Source organism: Mastigocoleus testarum BC008, assembly GCF_001456025.1.
GTDB lineage: Bacteria > Cyanobacteriota > Cyanobacteriia > Cyanobacteriales > Nostocaceae > Mastigocoleus > Mastigocoleus testarum.
On record NZ_LMTZ01000001.1, the window covers coordinates 292,550 to 312,094 of the forward strand.

Annotated in this window: 15 protein-coding genes; 11 read left to right on the forward strand and 4 right to left on the reverse strand. The window is 37.2% G+C overall.

What is annotated here, in order from left to right; translation table 11 throughout:
* The first annotated feature begins 227 nt into the window (after nucleotides 1-227).
* From BC008_RS01005 to BC008_RS01015, 3 genes are all read left to right on the forward strand, one after another.
* Nucleotides 228-1,289 carry a S66 peptidase family protein gene (locus BC008_RS01005; protein WP_027842901.1) on the forward strand — a complete coding sequence of 354 codons (1,062 nt, stop codon included), beginning with the start codon at nucleotides 228-230 and terminating at the stop codon, nucleotides 1,287-1,289.
* 195 nt (nucleotides 1,290-1,484) lie between these two features.
* Nucleotides 1,485-1,739 (forward strand): DUF4212 domain-containing protein, encoded by a 255-nt coding sequence (locus BC008_RS01010; RefSeq protein ID WP_027846909.1) that lies wholly within the window; start codon nucleotides 1,485-1,487, stop codon nucleotides 1,737-1,739.
* Between the two features lie 6 nt (nucleotides 1,740-1,745).
* Entirely contained in the window at nucleotides 1,746-3,419 is a 1,674-nt protein-coding gene (locus tag BC008_RS01015) for a sodium:solute symporter family protein (protein WP_027846910.1), read from the forward strand.
* A 1,143-nt stretch (nucleotides 3,420-4,562) separates the two neighbouring features.
* Here BC008_RS01015 and BC008_RS01020 read toward each other — a convergent pair.
* Together BC008_RS01020 and BC008_RS01025 are read right to left on the reverse strand one after the other, a co-directional pair.
* The gene (locus BC008_RS01020; protein ID WP_058182959.1) at nucleotides 4,563-4,796 is read right to left on the reverse strand and encodes a hypothetical protein; all 234 of its coding nucleotides are present in this window, start codon (nucleotides 4,794-4,796) and stop codon (nucleotides 4,563-4,565) included.
* Nucleotides 4,797-5,259: 463 nt separating this feature from the next.
* A complete protein-coding gene (locus tag BC008_RS01025; protein ID WP_058182960.1) occupies nucleotides 5,260-5,517 on the reverse strand; it encodes a hypothetical protein in 258 nt (85 codons plus the stop codon).
* 380 nt (nucleotides 5,518-5,897) lie between these two features.
* Between BC008_RS01025 and BC008_RS01030 the strand changes: the two genes are divergently transcribed.
* From BC008_RS01030 to BC008_RS01050, 5 genes are all read left to right on the forward strand, one after another.
* A complete protein-coding gene (locus BC008_RS01030) occupies nucleotides 5,898-8,192 on the forward strand; it encodes a tetratricopeptide repeat protein (RefSeq protein WP_027846560.1) in 2,295 nt (764 codons plus the stop codon).
* Between the two features lie 253 nt (nucleotides 8,193-8,445).
* Complete coding sequence (locus BC008_RS01035; protein ID WP_027846559.1) at nucleotides 8,446-9,087, forward strand: Uma2 family endonuclease; 642 nt, start codon at nucleotides 8,446-8,448, stop codon at nucleotides 9,085-9,087.
* 777 nt (nucleotides 9,088-9,864) lie between these two features.
* A complete protein-coding gene (locus BC008_RS01040) occupies nucleotides 9,865-12,930 on the forward strand; it encodes a PAS domain S-box protein (RefSeq protein WP_058182961.1) in 3,066 nt (1,021 codons plus the stop codon).
* 133 nt (nucleotides 12,931-13,063) lie between these two features.
* Nucleotides 13,064-13,525, forward strand: a complete 462-nt coding sequence (locus BC008_RS01045; RefSeq protein ID WP_027845384.1) for a response regulator — start codon at nucleotides 13,064-13,066, stop codon at nucleotides 13,523-13,525.
* Between the two features lie 495 nt (nucleotides 13,526-14,020).
* Nucleotides 14,021-16,015: an ATP-binding response regulator gene (locus tag BC008_RS01050; protein ID WP_036267291.1), complete on the forward strand. Its 1,995-nt coding sequence runs from the start codon at nucleotides 14,021-14,023 to the stop codon at nucleotides 16,013-16,015.
* 125 nt (nucleotides 16,016-16,140) lie between these two features.
* Here BC008_RS01050 and BC008_RS50230 read toward each other — a convergent pair whose 3' ends face one another.
* Nucleotides 16,141-16,386: a hypothetical protein gene (locus BC008_RS50230; RefSeq protein WP_072207669.1), complete on the reverse strand. Its 246-nt coding sequence runs from the start codon at nucleotides 16,384-16,386 to the stop codon at nucleotides 16,141-16,143.
* 307 nt (nucleotides 16,387-16,693) lie between these two features.
* Here BC008_RS50230 and BC008_RS01055 point away from each other — a divergent pair, with 307 nt between their 5' ends.
* Nucleotides 16,694-17,398, forward strand: coding sequence for a phosphatase PAP2 family protein (locus tag BC008_RS01055; protein ID WP_321170063.1), 705 nt, complete (start codon nucleotides 16,694-16,696; stop codon nucleotides 17,396-17,398).
* On the opposite strand, the gene BC008_RS49220 is transcribed toward BC008_RS01055, so the two are convergent.
* Complete coding sequence (locus BC008_RS49220; RefSeq protein ID WP_161938062.1) at nucleotides 17,361-17,552, reverse strand: hypothetical protein; 192 nt, start codon at nucleotides 17,550-17,552, stop codon at nucleotides 17,361-17,363. The two genes, BC008_RS01055 and BC008_RS49220, sit on opposite strands and share 38 nt — an antisense overlap.
* 112 nt (nucleotides 17,553-17,664) lie before the next feature.
* On the opposite strand from BC008_RS49220, the gene BC008_RS01060 reads away from it, so the two are divergent.
* Entirely contained in the window at nucleotides 17,665-18,108 is a 444-nt protein-coding gene (locus BC008_RS01060; protein ID WP_153009500.1) for a hypothetical protein, read from the forward strand.
* Between the two features lie 686 nt (nucleotides 18,109-18,794).
* A complete protein-coding gene (locus BC008_RS01065; protein ID WP_027845387.1) occupies nucleotides 18,795-19,454 on the forward strand; it encodes a hypothetical protein in 660 nt (219 codons plus the stop codon).
* The last annotated feature ends 91 nt before the right edge of the window (nucleotides 19,455-19,545 follow it).

Consider the following 19,545-nt stretch of genomic DNA (forward strand, 5'->3'; position numbering starts at 1 on the left):
CTGCAGAGTTTACAAAATCTCGCTCGCTCTCATTTTACCTGTTACCTTACTCATTACTGTGCGCTTGCGCGCCCCGCTTGCGCTAACATTACTCATTACTTATTACCCATCACTAATAATCCCCAATAATCACAAAATCTTTCAATGTATCGCCTTTGGTTGAGATTTTGAGTACTATTGCTCCATGGTGAAAAACATTACACCCTTGCCTAGCAGCATAATATCAAATGATCGACCGTCGAAATTTTATAGTTGGTTCAGTTGCCGCTACCACTACTTGTATTTTATCTTCTTACTTACAGTCGGCGGATGCAGTAGGTTCGCCTACCTTAAGTTCGCCTTTAAAACCTAAACGTTTAAAACCTGGCTCCGTTGTAGGAATTGTTAGTCCTGCTAGTGCAATATTTCTCAAAGAAGATTTAGATATTGTTCGAGACGTAGTTAAAGCTTTAGGTCTTGTCCCCCGTATAGCACCCCATGTCATGAAAAGATATGGTTACCTTGCAGGAACAGATCGACAGCGCGCATCTGATATCAATGAATTTTTTCGCGATCGCACAATAGCTGCAATTTTACCAATACGTGGGGGGTGGGGCTGTAGTCGGCTTTTACCTTATTTAGATTATGAATTGATTCGCAAAAATCCGAAGATTTTGCTTGGTTTTAGCGATTTAACGGCTTTAATTCTGGCAATCAATGCAAAAACTAACCTGGTAACTTTTCATGGTCCCAATGGCTTAACTTCTTGGAATTCGACCCAAACAGAATATTTTCGTCGGCTTCTATTTAAAGGTGAAGATTTAACTTTTGCAAATTTGAAATCTGCTGCTGATTCCGACCGTTTAATGCAAGTAAAGTACCGCATACAAACAATTACTCCAGGTAAAGCCAAAGGAAAGCTCTTTGGTGGAAATCTTTCCGTACTTTCTGCTTTAGTTGGTTCGCCTTATCTACCGGATTTTAAAGGTGCAATTTTATTTTTAGAAGACGTCCAAGAAAATATTTATCGCATAGATCGAATGATGACTCATTTAAAATTAGCAGGTGTTTTCGACCAACTTGCAGGTTTTATTTTCGGACAATGTAGTAGTTGTAACCCTGGTGACGGCTACGGTTCTTTAACTTTAGAAGAAGTCATCCAAGACCACATTAAACCATTGAAAATTCCAGCTTGGTTTGGCGCAACTATCGGTCATATTGAAACTATACTTACATTACCCATAGGTTTGGAAGTAGAAATTGATGCCAATACTGGAACTATTGGAATGTTACAACCTGCGGTGATTTGAGAAGTAAGGAGTCAGAATTCAGAAGTAAGGAGTCAGAAGTCAGAAGTCAGGAGTCAGAAGTCAGGGGTCAGGAGTCAGGAGTCAGGAGTCAGGAGTCAGGAGTCAGGAGTTAGGAGCAAAAATTTACTCATTACTCATTACTCATTACTTATTACTCATTACTTATTACTCATTACCAATTATCAACAAAAAACAATGAATAAAAACAATCTCCGCTCTTATTGGCGTAAAAATACAGCTTTAATTCGCAATCTTTTAATAGTTTGGGGTATTGTCTCCTTACTTCTTAGTATTTTGCTGGTAGAACAATTAAATAATATTTCTTTCTTTGGACTACCTTTCGGTTTTTGGATGGCACAGCAAGGTTCAATTGTAATATTTGTGATGTTAATTTTTATATACGCCTTCCAAATGGATAAATTAGACCGCAAACATAATATCCGGAGATAAGGAAAAGTGACTGTTGAATTTTGGACGATTTTATTTGTTGCAATTTCCTTTTTGCTGTACCTCTACATTGGATGGAGATCGCGGGTTAAAGACAGTAAAGGTTTTTTTGTCGCTGGACAAGGGGTACCAGCAATTGCAAATGGTGCAGCAACAGCAGCTGACTGGATGTCCGCAGCTTCGTTTATTTCCATGGCGGGGCTAATTTCTTTTTTAGGTTACGACGGTTCGATTTACTTAATGGGTTGGACTGGAGGCTATGTACTATTAGCACTGTTGCTTGCTCCCTACTTGCGCAAATTTGGTAAATATACAGTTCCAGACTTTGTTGGCGATCGCTATTATTCTCAAGTTGCTCGTTTAGTCGCCGTTGTGGCGGCTATTTTTGTTTCTCTTACCTATATTGCTGGACAAATGCAAGGGGTAGGAATTGTTTTAAGCCGCTTCTTACAAGTTGATATTACCAGGGGTGTAGTTATCGGTATGGTAATTGTCGGCTTTTTCTCAATTTTGGGTGGGATGAAAGGTATTACTTGGACGCAAGTTGCCCAATATTTTGTTTTAATTGTTGCTTATTTGATCCCAGCATTTGCAATCTCTTGGAAACTTACCGGAAACCCCATCCCCCAACTGGGATTTACTTTTAGTAATATTGCTCAAGACCTCAATGGTATTCACGAAAGCCTTGGTTTTGGTGCTTACACTAGTCCTTTCACCAACAAATCTATGTTGGATGTTTTGTTTATCACTATTGCTTTAATGGTGGGAACGGCAGGTTTGCCCCATGTAATAGTCAGGTTTTACACGGTTCCTGATGCTCGTTCGGCACGCTATTCAGCAGCATGGGCGTTATTATTTATTGCCATTCTTTATACTACTGCCCCAGCTCTTTCAATGTTTGCCCGCTACAACTTAATTGATTCTTTGAATAACCGTACCATTGAAGAGGTACGCAAACTAGACTGGGTAAACAAATGGGAAAACGTCGAATTACTCAAATTTGAGGATAAAAATGGCGATGGACGTCTTCAATTCACCCCAGACAAACAAACAAACGAACTTGATGTTCACCGAGATATTATTGTACTTTCTACTCCTGAGGTCGCTCAATTACCTCCCTGGGTCGTAGCTCTGGTTGCAGCAGGAGGTCTAGCTGCAGCATTATCCACAGCATCGGGTTTACTCTTAGTGATTTCTAGTTCTATCGCCCATGATGTTTATTATCGGATGATAAATCCAGGTGCTTCGGAAGCTAAACGTTTGCTTGTAGGTAGAATCACGATTGGACTATCCTTAATTGTGGCTGGGTACTTTGGGATCAATCCTCCTGGCTTTGTGGCTCAAGTTGTTGCTTTTGCTTTTGGTTTAGCTGCAGCTAGTTTCTTCCCAGTAATAGTGTTGGGAATTTTTGATAAGCGTACCAACAAAGAAGGTGCGATCGCTGGAATGCTTGCAGGTTTAATTTTCACTGCAACTTATATTATTGGTGTTAAATTTGGCGGTATGTCACCTTGGTTTTTCGGAGTTTCAGCCGAAGGTATAGGTACGGTTGGTATGGTAATTAACTTGCTTGTAACTGTGGTTGTTTCCCGTTTCACTCCAGAACCACCAGCAGAAATTCAGGCTTTAGTTGAAGATATACGCACTCCTAGCACAAATATAGAGGATTTACCAGTGAGTTAAATTTAAATTAACATTACATACATAAATATATTAGAGGCGTTCAATCGAACGCCTCTAGCTATAGAAATTTTAATAATGATTTCAATAAACTAAAATTTTCTCTGATATGCATATTCATTAATCATTCATTTCCAGTACGCTAGTACCATGTGTCCATTCTTGTTGCTCAAACCAATGCTGTTTGTTTTTCAGCATTTATGGTAAGAGCAAGCTAAAATCTGTTGATTTTGATTTGAGACTTTGAGACTTGGAGGCTTTGATCGTTCAAGATTTCAAAAGTTTGAGAATTTTAGAATTGGAGAAATTGAGAAGTTGACAGTTTGAAAAAGTTAGACTTTGGGAAATTAAGACTTTGAGAAATTGAGACTTTGAGAATTTTAGACTTTGAGAAATTGAGAAGTTGACAGTTTGAAAATTTTAGAATTTGAGAATTTTAGACTTTGAGAAATTGAGAAGTTGACAGTTTGAAAATTTTAGAATTTGAGAATTTTAGACTTTGAGAAATTGAGAAGTTGACAGTTTGAAAATTTTAGAATTTGAGAATTTTAGACTTTGAGAAATTGAGAAGTTGACAGTTTGAAAATTTTAGAATTTGAGAATTTTAGACTTTGAGAAATTGAGAAGTTGACAGTTTGAAAATTTTAGAATTTGAGAATTTTAGACTTTGAGAAATTGAGAAGTTGACAGTTTGAAAATTTTAGAATTTGAGAATTTTAGACTTTGAGAAATTGAGAAGTTGACAGTTTGAAAATTTTAGAATTTGAGAATTTTAGACTTTGAGAAATTGAGAAGTTGACAGTTTGAAAATTTTAGAATTTGAGAATTTTAGACTTTGAGAAATTGAGAAGTTGACAGTTTGAAAATTTTAGAATTTGAGAATTTTAGACTTTGAGAAATTGAGAAGTTGACAGTTTGAAAATTTTAGAATTTGAGAATTTTAGACTTTGAGAAATTGAGAAGTTGACAGTTTGAAAATTTTAGAATTTGAGAATTTTAGACTTTGAGAAATTGAGAAGTTGACAGTTTGAGAATTTTAGACTTTAAGAAATTTAGACTTTGAGAAATTGAGACTTTGAGAAGTTGAAAGCTTAAAAAATTGAGAAGTTGACAATTAGGATTTAATTCTGTTCTTGTTTGTCATTATTAACGACAAGATTCAAACAGGATTGCAATTCCCATCAGTAAGAGAATTGTAATTCCCAAACGCCAGAACAAGTTTATCAAGAACCAAAATATTGGAACGGAAGTGAGCGGAACACTAAAGCCTGCAGCAATTACATAGGAAATTGCAAAACCAACACTTCCAAGAAGGAAATATTTGAGAAATCTGGAAGTCCATATGAAAAAAAAGCTATGTTCGCTAGTGCTAGTTTTCATGATTCTATTTCAAGATAGATGAGTATTCGATAGACCCTGAGTTTCTAATTAAAATCGCGATAATTTCCTGTATTAAGCTGAATTATTACTCTTATCGCAGAATTTAAGAGACAGGAGTCAGAAGTTAGAATTCTGAATTGTGCGCGGTAGCGCACCGCTTCTTTATGCAGTTATACCAAATCCGATTTTTAAAACCCCTTTCTTTATATCTTTTGGGATTTTCTCCCACACTTCCCACACTTCCCTCTCTGATTCTGAAAAGGGATAATTAACCCGGACTTAGTATTACTCATAGGGGAAACCCCCAAAACTGCGCTGCATCATTTTGCTAACAGAAGCCAGAAAATAGGAATGAATGCTCTTTAAACCTGAATTTTAGCTCTTTAGGTTTACTTTACTTACTTAGATTAGCTAGAACTCGAAGCGGTTTAAATTAAGGCTACTTAAATCAAGTTTACTGACTCTAAGAAATTGATTGTAGTTCTTGAATCGCGGGTTGCATTTCGCGTTGCGGTTCGGTTATTTGAGAATGATTATTCACTAATAATATTATGCAACTAATCAACGCTCCCAATAGTAAAAAAGTATTAAGTCTATACTTGCGGAAAGAGTAATCTTGTCCACATTTCACACACACTTGTCTGTAAGCATCTAAAGGATCTGCCATAAATGGACAATAACCCCGATCGCATTCACGATTATCGCAATTTGGTGAATTCATCGCTCCAGCCTCTTTCAAATTTGAATAAGGTTCTTGTAGCTTGAACCATTCATATATTTAATAGTGACAGACAAAAATTACTTGTTCGGTTCATTTTTTGGCTCATTTCTTGGGCTCAGTTATCATTGATGCGATTTTTACGATCCCCAGAGCCATTTTGGTATAATATTTTTTTATACTAGTTTGTTATATTTTTTTACGTTTTACTGCTTAGATCTCATTTTTGGTATAAATTCACCTTTTCACGACAAATTTTCCTTTACCGTCCGTAAAAGCACGACATAATTTTCTTTAAAAAATTAAAGAAAAAGATGATTTATGACCTACTAGTAACTGCTCAAATGTAACATAAAAATAGTGTGTTATTCAACAAGTTCAGTATGGCTGATTCTGTGAAAGCATCTACACAGGGTTTAGAAACCGTTGATCTAGCTAGACGTAGAAAGGGGTGGAATAAATTAGCTAAAATTTGGTACGAAACTGCATTGACTTCAAAGGCAACTTTAAAACGATTTTGGGCTAGAGAAGCCATTAATCGCGAAACTTTTATTAGAATCTGCCAAACAGCAGGACTCATAAGTTGGGAAGATATTGTCGAACGTTATCAAACTCCAAAAATCCCCTTAGACCCAGATTTTGTCGGTCGTGAAGACGCAATTGCTCACCTTAACGTTTTAGTTAATCAAGGAGCAAAAATCATTGTTATTCAAGGTGAAGGGGGTATTGGAAAAACGAAGCTAGCACGCAGGTACTTCAAAACTCACGGCTTTGATTTTTTAGTATTATGGATGCCTACAGAACCCCATCACATTATTTCTGTAGAAAGCTTACTAGAAGAATGGTTGCGGAGGGATTTTCATGAAGAACCAGGACGGGAATTGTGGATAAACTTACAAAGACTCAAGCGCAAGCTCCAAAACGGAGAGAAAAAAATTTGTATTCTGATTGATAACCTCGAGTCAGCTTTAGACAAACATGGAAGGTTAATTAAATCTCGACGTTCTTATTTTTATTTATTGCAAACATTAGCAGACCCTAGTGTCAACTCACTAACCTTGATTACTAGTCGAGAACGTCTATGCGAGTCTGGAATCGATGTAAACTCATACACTCTCAAAGGTTTAGATAGTCAAGCTTGGAAGCAATTCTTCTCTAGTCGCAAAATTAATAGTGACTCTCCAGCATTGAGTGAAATGTGCAAAGCTTATGGTGGTAACGCCAAAGCAATGAAAATCATTAGCGGTGCTGTCATAACTGATTTTGAGAAAAATATTGATGCTTACTGGAATTCGACAAAGGACGATTTATTGATTGAGCAGGAATTAGAAAACTTAGTTGTTAGTCAGTTTAACCGCTTAGAAAAAATCGATCCCGAAGCATATCGTCTGTTGTATCGCTTGGGTTGTTACCGCTATCAAGATGAAGATGTACCTTTTGTTAACATTGAAGGACTTTTGTGTTTGTTATGGGATGTTCCTCTCTCAAAGCGTCGTAGAGTAGTAAATCGTCTTTGTGACAGGTCTTTAGTAGAATGCCGTAAAGGAAGACATTGGTTACACCCAGTAATTCTTGCAGAAGCTATTACCAGGTTGCAAACTAGCAGTGACTGGGAAATAGCTCATCGACGAGCTGCAACTTACTGGACTAACAGTGTAGTCACCATTAAACATACAGCTGATGCTCTCAAAGCTTTGCAAGCTTACCATCACTACGTAACAATCGCAGACTTTGAACGAGCTGCTGATGTCATTATCAAACCCAGGATCAATCAATGGGGAATCCAAGAATCCTTAGCAAGGTCATTTTATAAACGTGGATTACTCGAACAACTGAAAACAGCAGTTGTTAATATAATAAATAAACTCGATCCTGGTTATCGTAGCGCCAGACTTTATCGTACTTTAGGTAAAATTAGTTTTTTTTCAGGTAATCTCGATCTCGTAATCAAATATTGCGAAAAATCCCAACAGCTACTTAAAAACTACTTACAAAGTACCTCAAACGTTAGCACTGATACTTTGAATAAACTACAACTCATAGAAGTCAACTGTTTATCAACTATTGGATTGAGTCAGATTGGTTTGTGGGAATTAGAAGCAGCCGAAAAAACCTTACTGCGGGTAGTTAAAATAGCCAAACAAGATGATTACGAAAAATACGCGCCTTCAGCTTTGTTTTATTTAGCATACTTAAATTCACATCAGGGAAATTGGCGCAAAGCTTATGATATTGCTAATTATCTTTACAAGCGCTTACCAGAGGAAGGAATTCCTTCATGGGGTAGAGAATATAAGCTATATTATTTATCCCTAACGTACAAAAGTTTGGGAGAAACTGAAACATCCTTCAAGCTTCTTGAGCGGATTATATTATATAGTGATAATCCCTATACTCAAGCAAAAAGTAAAGCTAAATGTGGTTTAGCACAGTTATATCGGGATAGAAAAGACTATTTCAAAGCGCTAGAGTTTCACGAAAAAGCTATTAATGCCTTCGCTGAAATTGGCGCTAGATATGATTTAGCAGAAGCTTACTTTCAACGAGCATTAACTTACAAACAAATTGGGGCGATCGCCAAAAGTCGAGATGATTTTAATAAAGCAATTAACCTGTTTAAAAAAATGCGAGCTATCAAGCAAGTTGAAAAAATTAAATTAACAATGGGAAATCTTTAAAAATAGAATTCTCAAGATATAACTCTCAATGTCGAGTTCTCAAGAGAAAGTACTGGGGATAAATTTCTAAAGACAAATAGGGGAGCGGGAACTAGAAACAAAGGATTGGGGACTAAAAACTAAGAGCTGGGAATGGGTGAAATACGTATATTAAATTTTAAAATTAAAATATTATACCTAAAACCCAAGTTTTAATACTTAGTTTATCAAACCTATTCCTAATCCCTATACCTTAGTAGGAGAAGAAGAAAACATGAAAAATTCTTCAATAACTTCCGAAGAATTCTCTTTAGAAAAATGGATGCGCAATCCTCTTGAGGAAATACAAAATTTAGATAATTTAGATCGTTCAGATAACTTCAATCAATTAAATGAAATTAATTCGGAGCAACTTGAGGAAGGATTCGAAGAAGAACTAGATCCTACTCAGGTAGTACATCAAGAATTTGTTGATTCTAAGGTTATAACCCTTAAACAGCGCCGTATTCAAGGAAATATTTACTATCACTGGCGAAACTTTAATGATTCCCATCAACAACGCGGACAAGTATATACAGATGTACCATGTATTGCTGACGGTGAAGAATGGCAGCCATCTATAGCTTACCTAACGCCGCAATTATTAAAACATTATGGCGAACCAGATATATTTCCCCAAAGTTTTCCGTTGATCGCTGAGATTGTTTCCCTTACAGATTTAGCAGAGGAAGTAATTGCTAAAGCTCAAATGTACTTGCACAGTGGTTCTGAGGAAGTATGGTTAATCTTCCCAGAAAATCGGTGGATTATTGTCACCACATCATCTCAACAGCTAGTTTTTACTTCTGGTGAAATTATCTACACTCAACGAGTACTTCGAGGTTTCACTGCAGCAGTAGATGATTTATTGGTTTGAAGAAGAAGTCAGGAGTNGTCAGAAGTCAGGAGTCAGGAGTCAGGAGTCAGGAGTCAGGAGTCAGAAGTCAGGAGTCAGAAGTCAGAAGTCAGAAGTCAGAAGTCAGGAGTCAGAATTCGTAGAGACGTAGCATGCTACGTCTCTACAGGAGTGATAAATCAGAATTGAGTAGTTGTAAATCTGTAAAATCAAGGGTTCGAGTCAGTTACTTCATAAAAATTAAAAAAAAACCCCCACTTCTACGTTTAATGTAGATGTGGGGAGGGAAGGGGGTTTTTGTTTTTCGTTTGACTTGATATAACTTTAAAGCACCGATAGTGACAATCTTGTGACAAAAATCTGAAAAAAAGAAGATTTTTGTAAAAAACCCAAAATCTTTTCTCATTTTACGGTTCAATGTGCTTAATTTAAGCTTGATGAGCGATCGTTGGACCCATACAAATATTTTTGGAGTTGAGTTATATTACATTGCGCTCCATTATTCTAAAGCGATGATATAAGGCGTACTCAACTTGTAAGTATTGCAAAACGTACTCTTTACAATACATAGTTTTTTCCCCGGACCCGGTCTTTAACGCCACAAATTTAAGATCCACAATTAAAGATTTATATTAATTACACATCTTTTCAGGAAAAGAAGAGATATGTTCCAGGTATTGGCAACGATCGTAGAATTAATGTACGAGCACTTGCAGGAAGTTTGATTCCTTCGTATCTAGAACGAATTAATCTTATTTCTGCTTGTAACAACTTCGAGAAATCCATTCGAGGATGTCGATGCTTACCACAGTAGCGAACTTATTTCTGTTCATTTGCACTTTGCTTTATTTTGCACTCAAAATAAAACGAAGTGCAACTGCATTGAATTTGCAACCCACACAAGAAAGCGACGCGCCAAATGATCGGGTTTTTCAAGAAACAGAGATTAGCGTAGCTGATTTACATCAATTTTTTAGTAAGTATTTAGGTGAAACTAGCGATGCGATCGCTGTAATAGATACTGAATATAAGTTTATCGCTGCAAATTCTAGAATGCAGCAAGACTTTGAGCAACTTTTTGCTAGAAAACATCAGTTGGGAGTAAACGTACTTGATTTGCTTGCTCACATTCCCAAACGACAAAACTTAGCTGCTACGTACTGGGGTCGCGCGCTCAGTGGTGAGAGCTTCAGTATTACAGAAGAATTCATCGCGACCAATTCTAAGAAACGTTACTATGAAATGAAATTTAGTCCGATAAGAGATAAAGCTAATAATGTTAATGCGGCTTTAATGATAGCGCGAGAAATTACAGAATCTGTCGACGTGCAAATGAGACTTCGTGACAATGAAGCTAAATTATTAGCCGCTCAAAAAGTTGCTCGCGTGGGGACTTGGGAATTTGACGTAGCAACTTATAAAAGTACTCTATCGGAAGAAATTTATCGGATTTGTGGTCTCGAACCTAATGAATCGGAAATAAGTTATGTTGAACTATTATTTTTGATTCATCCCCAAGATTGCTTCCGAGTTAAAGAATTAATCGAACGAGCAATATTCAACGGTATCTATGAAGAAATAGAATTACGGGTTAGACGTCCTGATGGTTCAATCAGACATGTGCTTTCTCGAGGGGAAGTAATAAAGGACGAGCGTGGTGAAGTAGTAAAAATCTTCAGTGCTAACGTTGATATTACTGAGCGCAAGCAAACCGAAGAAGCTCTCCTTTGCGCTCAAGATGAATTGGAAATGCAGGTACAGCAAAGAACAGCACAGTTACGGCATACAAATGAAGTGTTGCGCACGGAAATTAGAGAACGTAACTTATCAGAAAAAGCTCTCCGCGAGAGCGAAGCCCGCTTTCGCCATATCTTTGAATCCAACATGATTGGTATCGGAATGTGGTCGGGTGAAAAAATCATAGATGGTAATTCCGCCCTATGTAAACTTTTAGGATATGAACCTGAAGAATTCCATTCTGGATTAATTAGTTGGCGCGAAATTACCCCAACAGAATACCGAGAAGCAGATAATCGCAGTATCGCCGAAGTAAAAGCTAATGGCTTTCTGAATTCATTTGAAAAAGAATATTTCCGTAAAGATGGTAGTCGTGTTTCCGTAGTAATTGGTGGTTGTTCTATTGGAGATAATAGTTCTCGTGGTTTTTTCTTTGTGTTAGATAATACTTGGCGGAAGCAAGCAGAAGTAGAATTAAGAGAAAGTGAGGAAAGATTTCGCGCCACTTTTGAGCAAGCTGCAGTGGGTATTGCTCACATTGCATCCGATGGAAGATGGTTACGAGCCAACCAGAAAATTTGCGAAATTATCGGCTATAGTCGCGCCGAACTTCTATCAAAAACTTTTCAGGATGTTACCTATCCCGACGATCTCAAAGCTGACTTGGAATGCTTTCAGCAAACCTTAAGAGGTGAAATACCCTCATACTCAATTGAAAAGCGTTATATCCGCCAATATGGAGGGGTCGTTTGGGGAAATTTAACTGTTTCTCTGGTTAGGAACGCAATAGGTGAACCTAAATACTTTATTTCTGTGCTAGAAGACATTACTTCACGCAAGCAATTAGAAGCAGCATTACGCAAATCCATACAACGTTTGCGAAATTTACATGAATTGGATCGAGGAGTGATAAAACAACAAAAACCAAATGAAATTGCGGCTATTGCGATTCATAAACTTGGACAGATATTACCTTGTGCTCGCGTAACTATTAATACATTCGATATCAAAGCTCAGACCGCAAAAATACTAATGACTAAAGGAACTGGCGAACACATCGCCGGTACGGGTTATGAAATAGAACTGCAGGCACTTTCAAATATTATTCAGAAATTGCAGCAAGATGAAAATGATTATGTAACGGGTAACCTTTCCATGATACCCGCTTCATCCCAGATTCAGAATTTACGTTCGGAAGGACTATATAATTTTCTCAGCTTTCCTTTGCGAATTGGAGATGATTTGCTAGGTACTCTAAACTTGTGGCTAGATGACTCTCAAGTTTTAACCCACGAAGAATTAGATATTGCTTGTGAAGTTTGCGACCAAGTTGCGATCGCAGTATATCAGGCTCGTCTCTATCAAGAAATACAGCATTATACTAAGAAACTAGAACAGCGAGTAGCCGAACGCACTGCGCAATTAGAGGAAGTTAATCAAGAGTTAGAAGCTTTTACTTACACAGTTTCTCACGATCTCAGAGCGCCCTTACGAGCATTGGAAGGTTTTGCAACAGCAATCTTAGAAGATTATGCAGAGAACCTCGATGATTTGGGTATTGAATATGCTCAAAGATTAGTCGATTCCGCTAGGCAAATGGATAAACTTATTCAAGACTTGCTAGCCTATAGTCGTTTGAGTCGAGCTGATTTGCATTTGGGTCCTACTAGACTATCACAAATAGTTGCACAAGCAGTCGATTCACTAGAAGCAGAAATTGAAGAAAAACAAGCACAAATTACTGTCTGCAAAGCATTAGGAGAAGTTTACGGCAGTAGTATAGTTTTAACCCAAGTAATCAGTAATTTGATCTCTAACGCCATTAAATTTGTTGCTCCCCACAAGCAACCTGCGATCCGAATCTGGAGCGAAGAACGCAATAATAAAGTCCGTCTCTGGGTAGAAGATAAAGGTATCGGAATTAGCAAACGTCATCAAGAACAAATATTCCATGTTTTTGAACGCTTACATGGTAGTGAAACTTATCCTGGGACGGGAATAGGTTTAGCGATTGTTAGTAAAGGTATGGAAAGACTTGGCGGTTGTGCTGGTGTAGAATCCGAGCTTGGTCAAGGTAGCCGTTTTTGGATAGAAGCTCCAAATCGTGTATTTATTCCTAAAGAATAGTTTCTAATAGATAGATCCATACACAAAGGTAAAAAAAAACTTTACTTTTTGTAGAATTTGTAAATTATCAATAAATAATTAGTAATAAAAATTTAAAATAAATCCTAGTCTAAAAGACTAGTTCCAAGGAAGCATGAGTTCCCACCTTTCCTCAATATTACTTGTGGAAGATAATTCCAATGATGTGCTTTTAATTAAAAGAGCATTTAAACAAGCTAAATTAAAAAATCACATCGAAATTGTCCCCGATGGAGAAGCAGCGATTGCTTATCTTAGTAGAGGGGAACCTTATGCAGATTGCGAACGCTACCCGATGCCAACTTTAATATTGCTAGATTTAAAGCTTCCCCGACGCCACGGCTTAGAAGTTCTCAAGTGGTTGCGACAACAGCCCGAACTGAAACGTATTATAGTAATTATACTTACAGCTTCCCGCGAAAACCCAGATATTGTCCGAGCCTACGATCTAGGAGTTAATTCTTATCTGGTTAAACCTGTTGGTTTTACTAAGTTAGTTGAATTAATAACCCAAGTAGATAAATATTGGTTTAATTTAAATGAAAAGCCGTTGTTGTCCAATGGCTGGAATCCTTAAAATACCCCAATATATGTATTTTTTTTCCAGTTTTGCGCTATAACCTTTTGAACTTTAGTATACTTTCAAAACTCAAATGAGATTTTTAATATTGGTTTATAAATTTAATTAATATCTTATATCTCAGGCTTAATATTCCAGGCTTGTATTTTCACTTTTATCTCAGCCAGACGTAAGCACTGCCACCAAGTATAACTACCACTCGTCGTAATTTAGGTGTAGGACTTCTCTCCCTTAACACTAAATTGTATAATCTATTTATTAGCTTTAAAGCTGATTTATTAAGTCCGCTCGAACCCTGGCAGGTAAAGAATTAATTTTAGAACTCTGGTATTTCAGGTACTCAAGCCCTAAAAAATAGACGCTCTTCGGGTTATACTTTATTGCTCTCGCTCATTAATGCCTACTTTATAAATCACCTCTGAGGCTCTAAACAAAAATTTAAGAAAAATAGCAATTTTTGCCACGCAACTGGACAGATTTTGGAAAACATTTATGGTAGGTGAAAATCTGAGAGCGTTGCTAATTGACGATAACCCAAATGACCGCATGTTGGCATTACGGGAGTTAAAAGAGCAATTCTTCCAAGTAAAGACAACTCAAGTAAGTAATAGTAGAGAATTTGCCCAAGTACTAGAGCAGAAAAATTTTAACTTTGTCATTACAGACTATCAACTTCGCTGGACAACAGGACTCGATATATTACGAACAATTAAAAAAAAATACCCTGACTGTCCGGTAGTTATGTTTACTGGAACGGGTAATGAAGAAATTGCTGTCGAAGCAATGAAGTTGGGTTTGGATGATTATATAATTAAGTCGCCCAAACACTATACAAGGTTAGCAATCACTGTCCGTTCTATCTGGGAACGAGAGCAAGAGCGAAAAGCAAGATTAGAGTTAGAAAAGCGTTACCGCCTTTTATTTGAAGGTGTACCTATTGGTTTGTATCGTCTTACCCCAACCGGAACAGTTTTAGAAGCAAACTCGACTTTGATTAAATTGCTTGGCTATCAGGACGGGCAAGAAGAATTATTACGAAATCAAAGAATAGATTTTTATGTCGACCCCACAATCTACCTTGAATGGAAAGCCAAACTTGATACGGTTGGGATTCTCAAAAGTGATGAAGTTCAGCTTCGTCGCTGGAATAATGAGTTAATTTGGGTGCGTCATAGCGCTCAAGCAATTCGTAGTGAATGGGGTGAATTACTTTACTATGAAGGCGTAATTGAAGACATAACGCAGCAGAAACAAGCAGAAATTGAGCGCAACCAACTTCTGGAGCGCGAACAAGAAGCTCGCGCCGAGGCAGAAGCAGCCAACCGCATTAAAGACGAATTCTTAGCTACACTTTCTCATGAATTACGGACTCCACTGAATGCAATTCTTGGGTGGGTGCAAATTATTAACCGCCCTAAAATCGGCCCAAAACAAATGGCTCGCGGTCTGGAAATTATTAAACGTAATTCCAAAACTCAGGCTCAATTGATTGATGATTTACTGGATGTTTCGCGAATTATTCGCGGTAAATTAGAATTGCAAGTTGCACCAATTGACCTAGGGAAAGTAATTAATGTCGCATTAGATACGGTGTCTTTATCTGCTCGTGCCAAAAGAATAAATTTAAGATTTGAGAAAAATTCAGACTTAGAAAATATTTATGGCGATTTTTCTCGCTTGCAACAAGTTATATGGAATTTACTAGTTAATGCAATCAAATTTACACCAATTGGAGGTACGGTTAATATTAATCTCGAAGAAATCCAAAGTTACGCTCAAATCCGAGTTATTGATACGGGGATAGGAATTGAAGCGAAGTATATTCCCTATATCTTTGATCGTTTCAATCAGGTAGAGGGGACTTCCAAACGCAAATATAGCGGCTTGGGATTGGGGTTAGCAATTGTGCGCTACATAGTGGAAGGGCACGGAGGAGAAGTGTTCGCTGAGAGTCCTGGTAAAGGCAAAGGCAGTACATTTACCGTAAAGTTACCCCTACCAGTTACCAGCGATACTAGCAGTAAGGAACAGCCGTTTTTGTTAGCAGATCCCTTAAATGAGTTTCCAGATCTGAGTAATTTAAATATACTCTTAGTAGAAGATGAGGATGATTCTCGTGAGTTTGTGACGATAGTGTTGGAACAATGCGGTGCAACAGTTACTTCCACAAGTGGAGTTAGAGAAGCTTTGGAAGCATTCGATCACCAGCCTCCGGATATTTTAATTAGCGATATAGCTATGCCAGAAGAAGATGGTTATGATCTAATAAGTAAAATTCGTCAACGGTTGGGGGAGAACGAAGCTAAACTTCAGGGAAATAAAACGCGCCTACCATTCGCGACGGTCGCTTTAACCGCTTACGCCCAAGAAGAAGATAAACAAAAGACTCTCAATGCTGGGTTTGATCTACATCTATCTAAACCTATCGACCCGACAGAAATAGCTGTAGCAGTTGCTGAGTTAGTTTTGCTAAATCGAACAAACTGATAGAGATTGGCTCTTTAAATTCAAGGTTTTCTTCAAATATGAACTTTACTGAATGCAGGTGTGCTGACACTGACAGATGTATCTTTCATACAGTAAAAAAAGTATTTTTTATATAAATCCTGCTTTCAAATCTCCTTTATAACTGTTGGGACTTTCCCCACACCCCACACTTTCCATTTCTCCTCCTCTTCTCTTATCCTTAAAAGAGGTGCAACTAACTCAGATTTAGGTTTAGTACTACCACATGTACTTACAGCTAACTCCAGCCTGAAATTTGGCATTTCCTGACGACAATGGATGCATAACCAATAAGTTCTACCTTGAGCAATATGACGTAATAACAGGTTAGAACAACAAGGGCAAATATTCATATTTAATCATTAACTCAAATTTAATCTATTAGTAATTTAAGTTTAAGAAAAATAAGGGGATCGTTTATCTGTCTTGAAGACTAGGGTTACTCATCGAGAGATATAAACACGAAGTTAGGAATAAAAAATAGTAGAATTCTAGTTATGGTATAAGTTTAATATCCTTTGATAAAACGACTAATCATTACCCTTAGTCTTACAGTAATTTCCAAACTTAAGAAAATATTAAAAAAATATATTTTCAAAATAGCTACACCAAAACCATATCAATTTTTTCTTATAGACCTTTTATTTTTCATGCATAATTATGCAAAATTTGCTCCGCAAACTAATTGACTTCTGGTTTTCTCGCGTACATCCTCATTTGATTTCTCTGATTGCTACCGTTGGAGTTACCGGTTTAGCTACTTGTTTATTAGTTATTTATCTTTTAGCACAACTTTCAGAAGAAGTTTGGGAGAAAGAAGCCTTTGCTTTTGATAAAGCCATTTTGTTATGGATACATCAGTATGCTAATCCCACATGGGATAGCATCATGCTTAGTATTACAAAAATAGGCGATCCGATCATACTTGTAACTGTCGTCGGCGTTACGTTTATTACGCTATTGTGGAAAAGGTATCCCCAAGAAGCCAAAATATTTGGTTTTCATGTTCTTGGAGCTACAGTTCTCAGCTATAGTTTGAAATTCGCTTTTAGCAAACAACGCCCGCAACTTTGGGAGCAATTAATTACGGAAAAGTCTTACAGCTACCCCAGCGGTCATGCCTTAGGTTCAATGGTATTGTATGGTTTTATAGCATATTTGCTCGCTTCCCATTACCCAAAATTTGCCATCATCATCTATAGTTTCGCCGTTATTTTGATTGGCGCTGTAGGTTTAAGTCGGCTGTATTTAGGTGTACACTGGCCCACGGATGTGTTTGCTGGTTACGGGGTCGGTTATTTGTGGGTGATGTTTTCTATTACTGTGCTTAAGTTACAAAAATTACGACAGCCTTCTGAGATTTAGCTTCTAGCGATCGCCTTAGAAGTCCATCAAGATGAGTAATTGATAAAGGTGTTTGTTCTTGGACTATATTAACACTCAGTAAATCTACTGGAATTTGCAATAAGCTGATAGATATATCTTTCCAAAGGAAGTAATTATTGATTGGGATATCCAAAAAACTATAAAAACTTTATTTACAATTCGAAAAACGTTACATTAACCACAATATTTTAGCCAGCGCAGTCTTAAGAATAAAATACGAAATTGGAGAAAAGGTCTTACGGTTTATGAAATATCTGCCCATGAAGTATCCTTGGTTCAACTTACTTCGTAAAACTATACTCGTAACCGCTTTGTGTACATTGATATTTTCTGCAGCTTCTTGTACCAACACTCAAACAAATCCACCCCCAAGGGAATCTGCTTCTACACCCACACCTACTGAAACCCCCAACTCATCTCGGAATCAAGAATTACCGTCAGATGTCCAAAGTGCAGTTTTAAGCGATGCAGCAAAGCGTAGCAGTAAAACCGTAGCCACACTTCGGATAACTGAAACGCAAAAGCAAAGTTGGGGGAATAGCTGCTTGGGTTTAGCACAACCTGGAGAAGTTTGCGCTCAAGTAATAGTTCCCGGTTGGAAAGTTGTAGTGAGTGACGGACAACGGGAATGGGTTTATCGGACTGATGAGTCGGGTAAGCAGGTGAAACTAGAAGATTTGCAAACTTAAGAAAAAGTAGAACGCGAATCAGTAAACTATGTTAGATTCTTTCTTACTTGTTTTTCGATACGCCTATCTACAAAAACTTGTATATTAAACCTCTGCAGATTTGTCAGTGGGTAAATCCTGTAAATATTCTACAGAGCCTGCAGTTTCGGCTTTGCTTATGTCAGTCGCACGAAGTATGTAAAGGAATAATAAATCTCTTTCTAATGATGGAATCAGAGGTACTAATTCGAGACTAATCTAAATAAAGAAACTACTTTATATTACTAAATTTTGGCTTGCGCTTATTTTTTGTTATTAACTAATAAATTAATAAGCCGTGAATCTTAGCTTAAATTGAAATGAAATGTTTATGCCGTGGCTAAAGCGCTTAATTACTACTTTGTTTGCCAATTTTGAGTTCAATTTTAACTGGGGTGTTATTAATTTTTACTATACTTGCTTGGAAGAATAAATACTAGTCTGTTGTTAGGCGGCTTCATTACTCTTTGATTGCATTTGTATCCTTGGCTTTTATTCCTTTTTTAGCTTATTGGAATTTACTGGGATTCCACTTTTAAGTAAGCTCTGTATTTAGTTGAATCGATGGCATACATAATATTATTAGCGTTCGCACCACTGTTATATAAGGATAGCCAAATAAACAATTAGAGAGATTGCATAAGCCAAAGTTGAGGTGAAAATTACTGGTGCAAAAAACATTAGAGTTACGCTGGTTTGTAAAAGGTATACCTCCTACAGTAGTACGACACTGGTTTGAGGTTGAATGTCCGGGGGAACTATTCCCACAAGTCGAAGTTAGAGAAGATTTATATTTTCACGGTCACGTTAAGAATTTTCAGAAATTTCGCTTACTTAACCTCGACCTAAGGAGAGATGAAGAATTTAATCTCAAATCGCGTCAGGGAAATTTAGAGCTTAAACTACAGCAGCAAGAGCTAGGAACCCGTGATTTCAGCAATATAGATGGTAAGACAATATGGAAAGGGAATATCGAACAATGGTGTAAATGGGTTATCGATAACTTAGAGAGTGAGTTTTATCTCAACTCCATTAAGATAATTCCTAAAAATTATTGGATTCCCGTCCATAAAGAACGTCAACAGCGTCAAATTCAGGATGTGAAAAGCGAATTAACTTTAATTAGGGTTGAGAATTCTTTGTGGTGGAGTATCGCTTTTGAGATGATACAAGATGAGAAGAGTAGACAAAAAGATAGCTATTTCTACCGCGCAATTAATTTAGCTAGTCAAACTTATTGCGGACCGGAACTATCAACTCATAATTCTTATGGCTATAGTCGCTGGCTACTTCAGCTTAAAAAGGGATTGCTACAAACTATTCCTTAAGAATAAAAGTATTTTTTTACTTAGGGCTTGCTGAAAAAGTAAGATACAGATTGATTCGTTATTCGAGGAAAAACAAAAAATAAGTTTTGAA

Excerpts from the sequence above, each read along its gene's own strand:
- BC008_RS01035 (WP_027846559.1), top strand. The coding sequence starts at position 8,446 with ATGAAAAATTCTTCAATAACTTCCGAAGAATTCTCTTTAGAAAAATGG.
- BC008_RS01025 (WP_058182960.1), bottom strand. The coding sequence starts at position 5,517 with ATGAATTCACCAAATTGCGATAATCGTGAATGCGATCGGGGTTATTGT.
- BC008_RS01040 (WP_058182961.1), top strand. The coding sequence starts at position 9,865 with ATGCTTACCACAGTAGCGAACTTATTTCTGTTCATTTGCACTTTGCTT.
- BC008_RS01020 (WP_058182959.1), bottom strand. The coding sequence starts at position 4,796 with ATGAAAACTAGCACTAGCGAACATAGCTTTTTTTTCATATGGACTTCC.
- BC008_RS01060 (WP_153009500.1), top strand. The coding sequence starts at position 17,665 with ATGAAATATCTGCCCATGAAGTATCCTTGGTTCAACTTACTTCGTAAA.
- BC008_RS50230 (WP_072207669.1), bottom strand. The coding sequence starts at position 16,386 with ATGAATATTTGCCCTTGTTGTTCTAACCTGTTATTACGTCATATTGCT.
- BC008_RS01055 (WP_321170063.1), top strand. The coding sequence starts at position 16,694 with ATGCAAAATTTGCTCCGCAAACTAATTGACTTCTGGTTTTCTCGCGTA.
- BC008_RS01030 (WP_027846560.1), top strand. The coding sequence starts at position 5,898 with ATGGCTGATTCTGTGAAAGCATCTACACAGGGTTTAGAAACCGTTGAT.
- BC008_RS01010 (WP_027846909.1), top strand. The coding sequence starts at position 1,485 with ATGAATAAAAACAATCTCCGCTCTTATTGGCGTAAAAATACAGCTTTA.
- BC008_RS01005 (WP_027842901.1), top strand. The coding sequence starts at position 228 with ATGATCGACCGTCGAAATTTTATAGTTGGTTCAGTTGCCGCTACCACT.
- BC008_RS01045 (WP_027845384.1), top strand. The coding sequence starts at position 13,064 with ATGAGTTCCCACCTTTCCTCAATATTACTTGTGGAAGATAATTCCAAT.
- BC008_RS01050 (WP_036267291.1), top strand. The coding sequence starts at position 14,021 with ATGGTAGGTGAAAATCTGAGAGCGTTGCTAATTGACGATAACCCAAAT.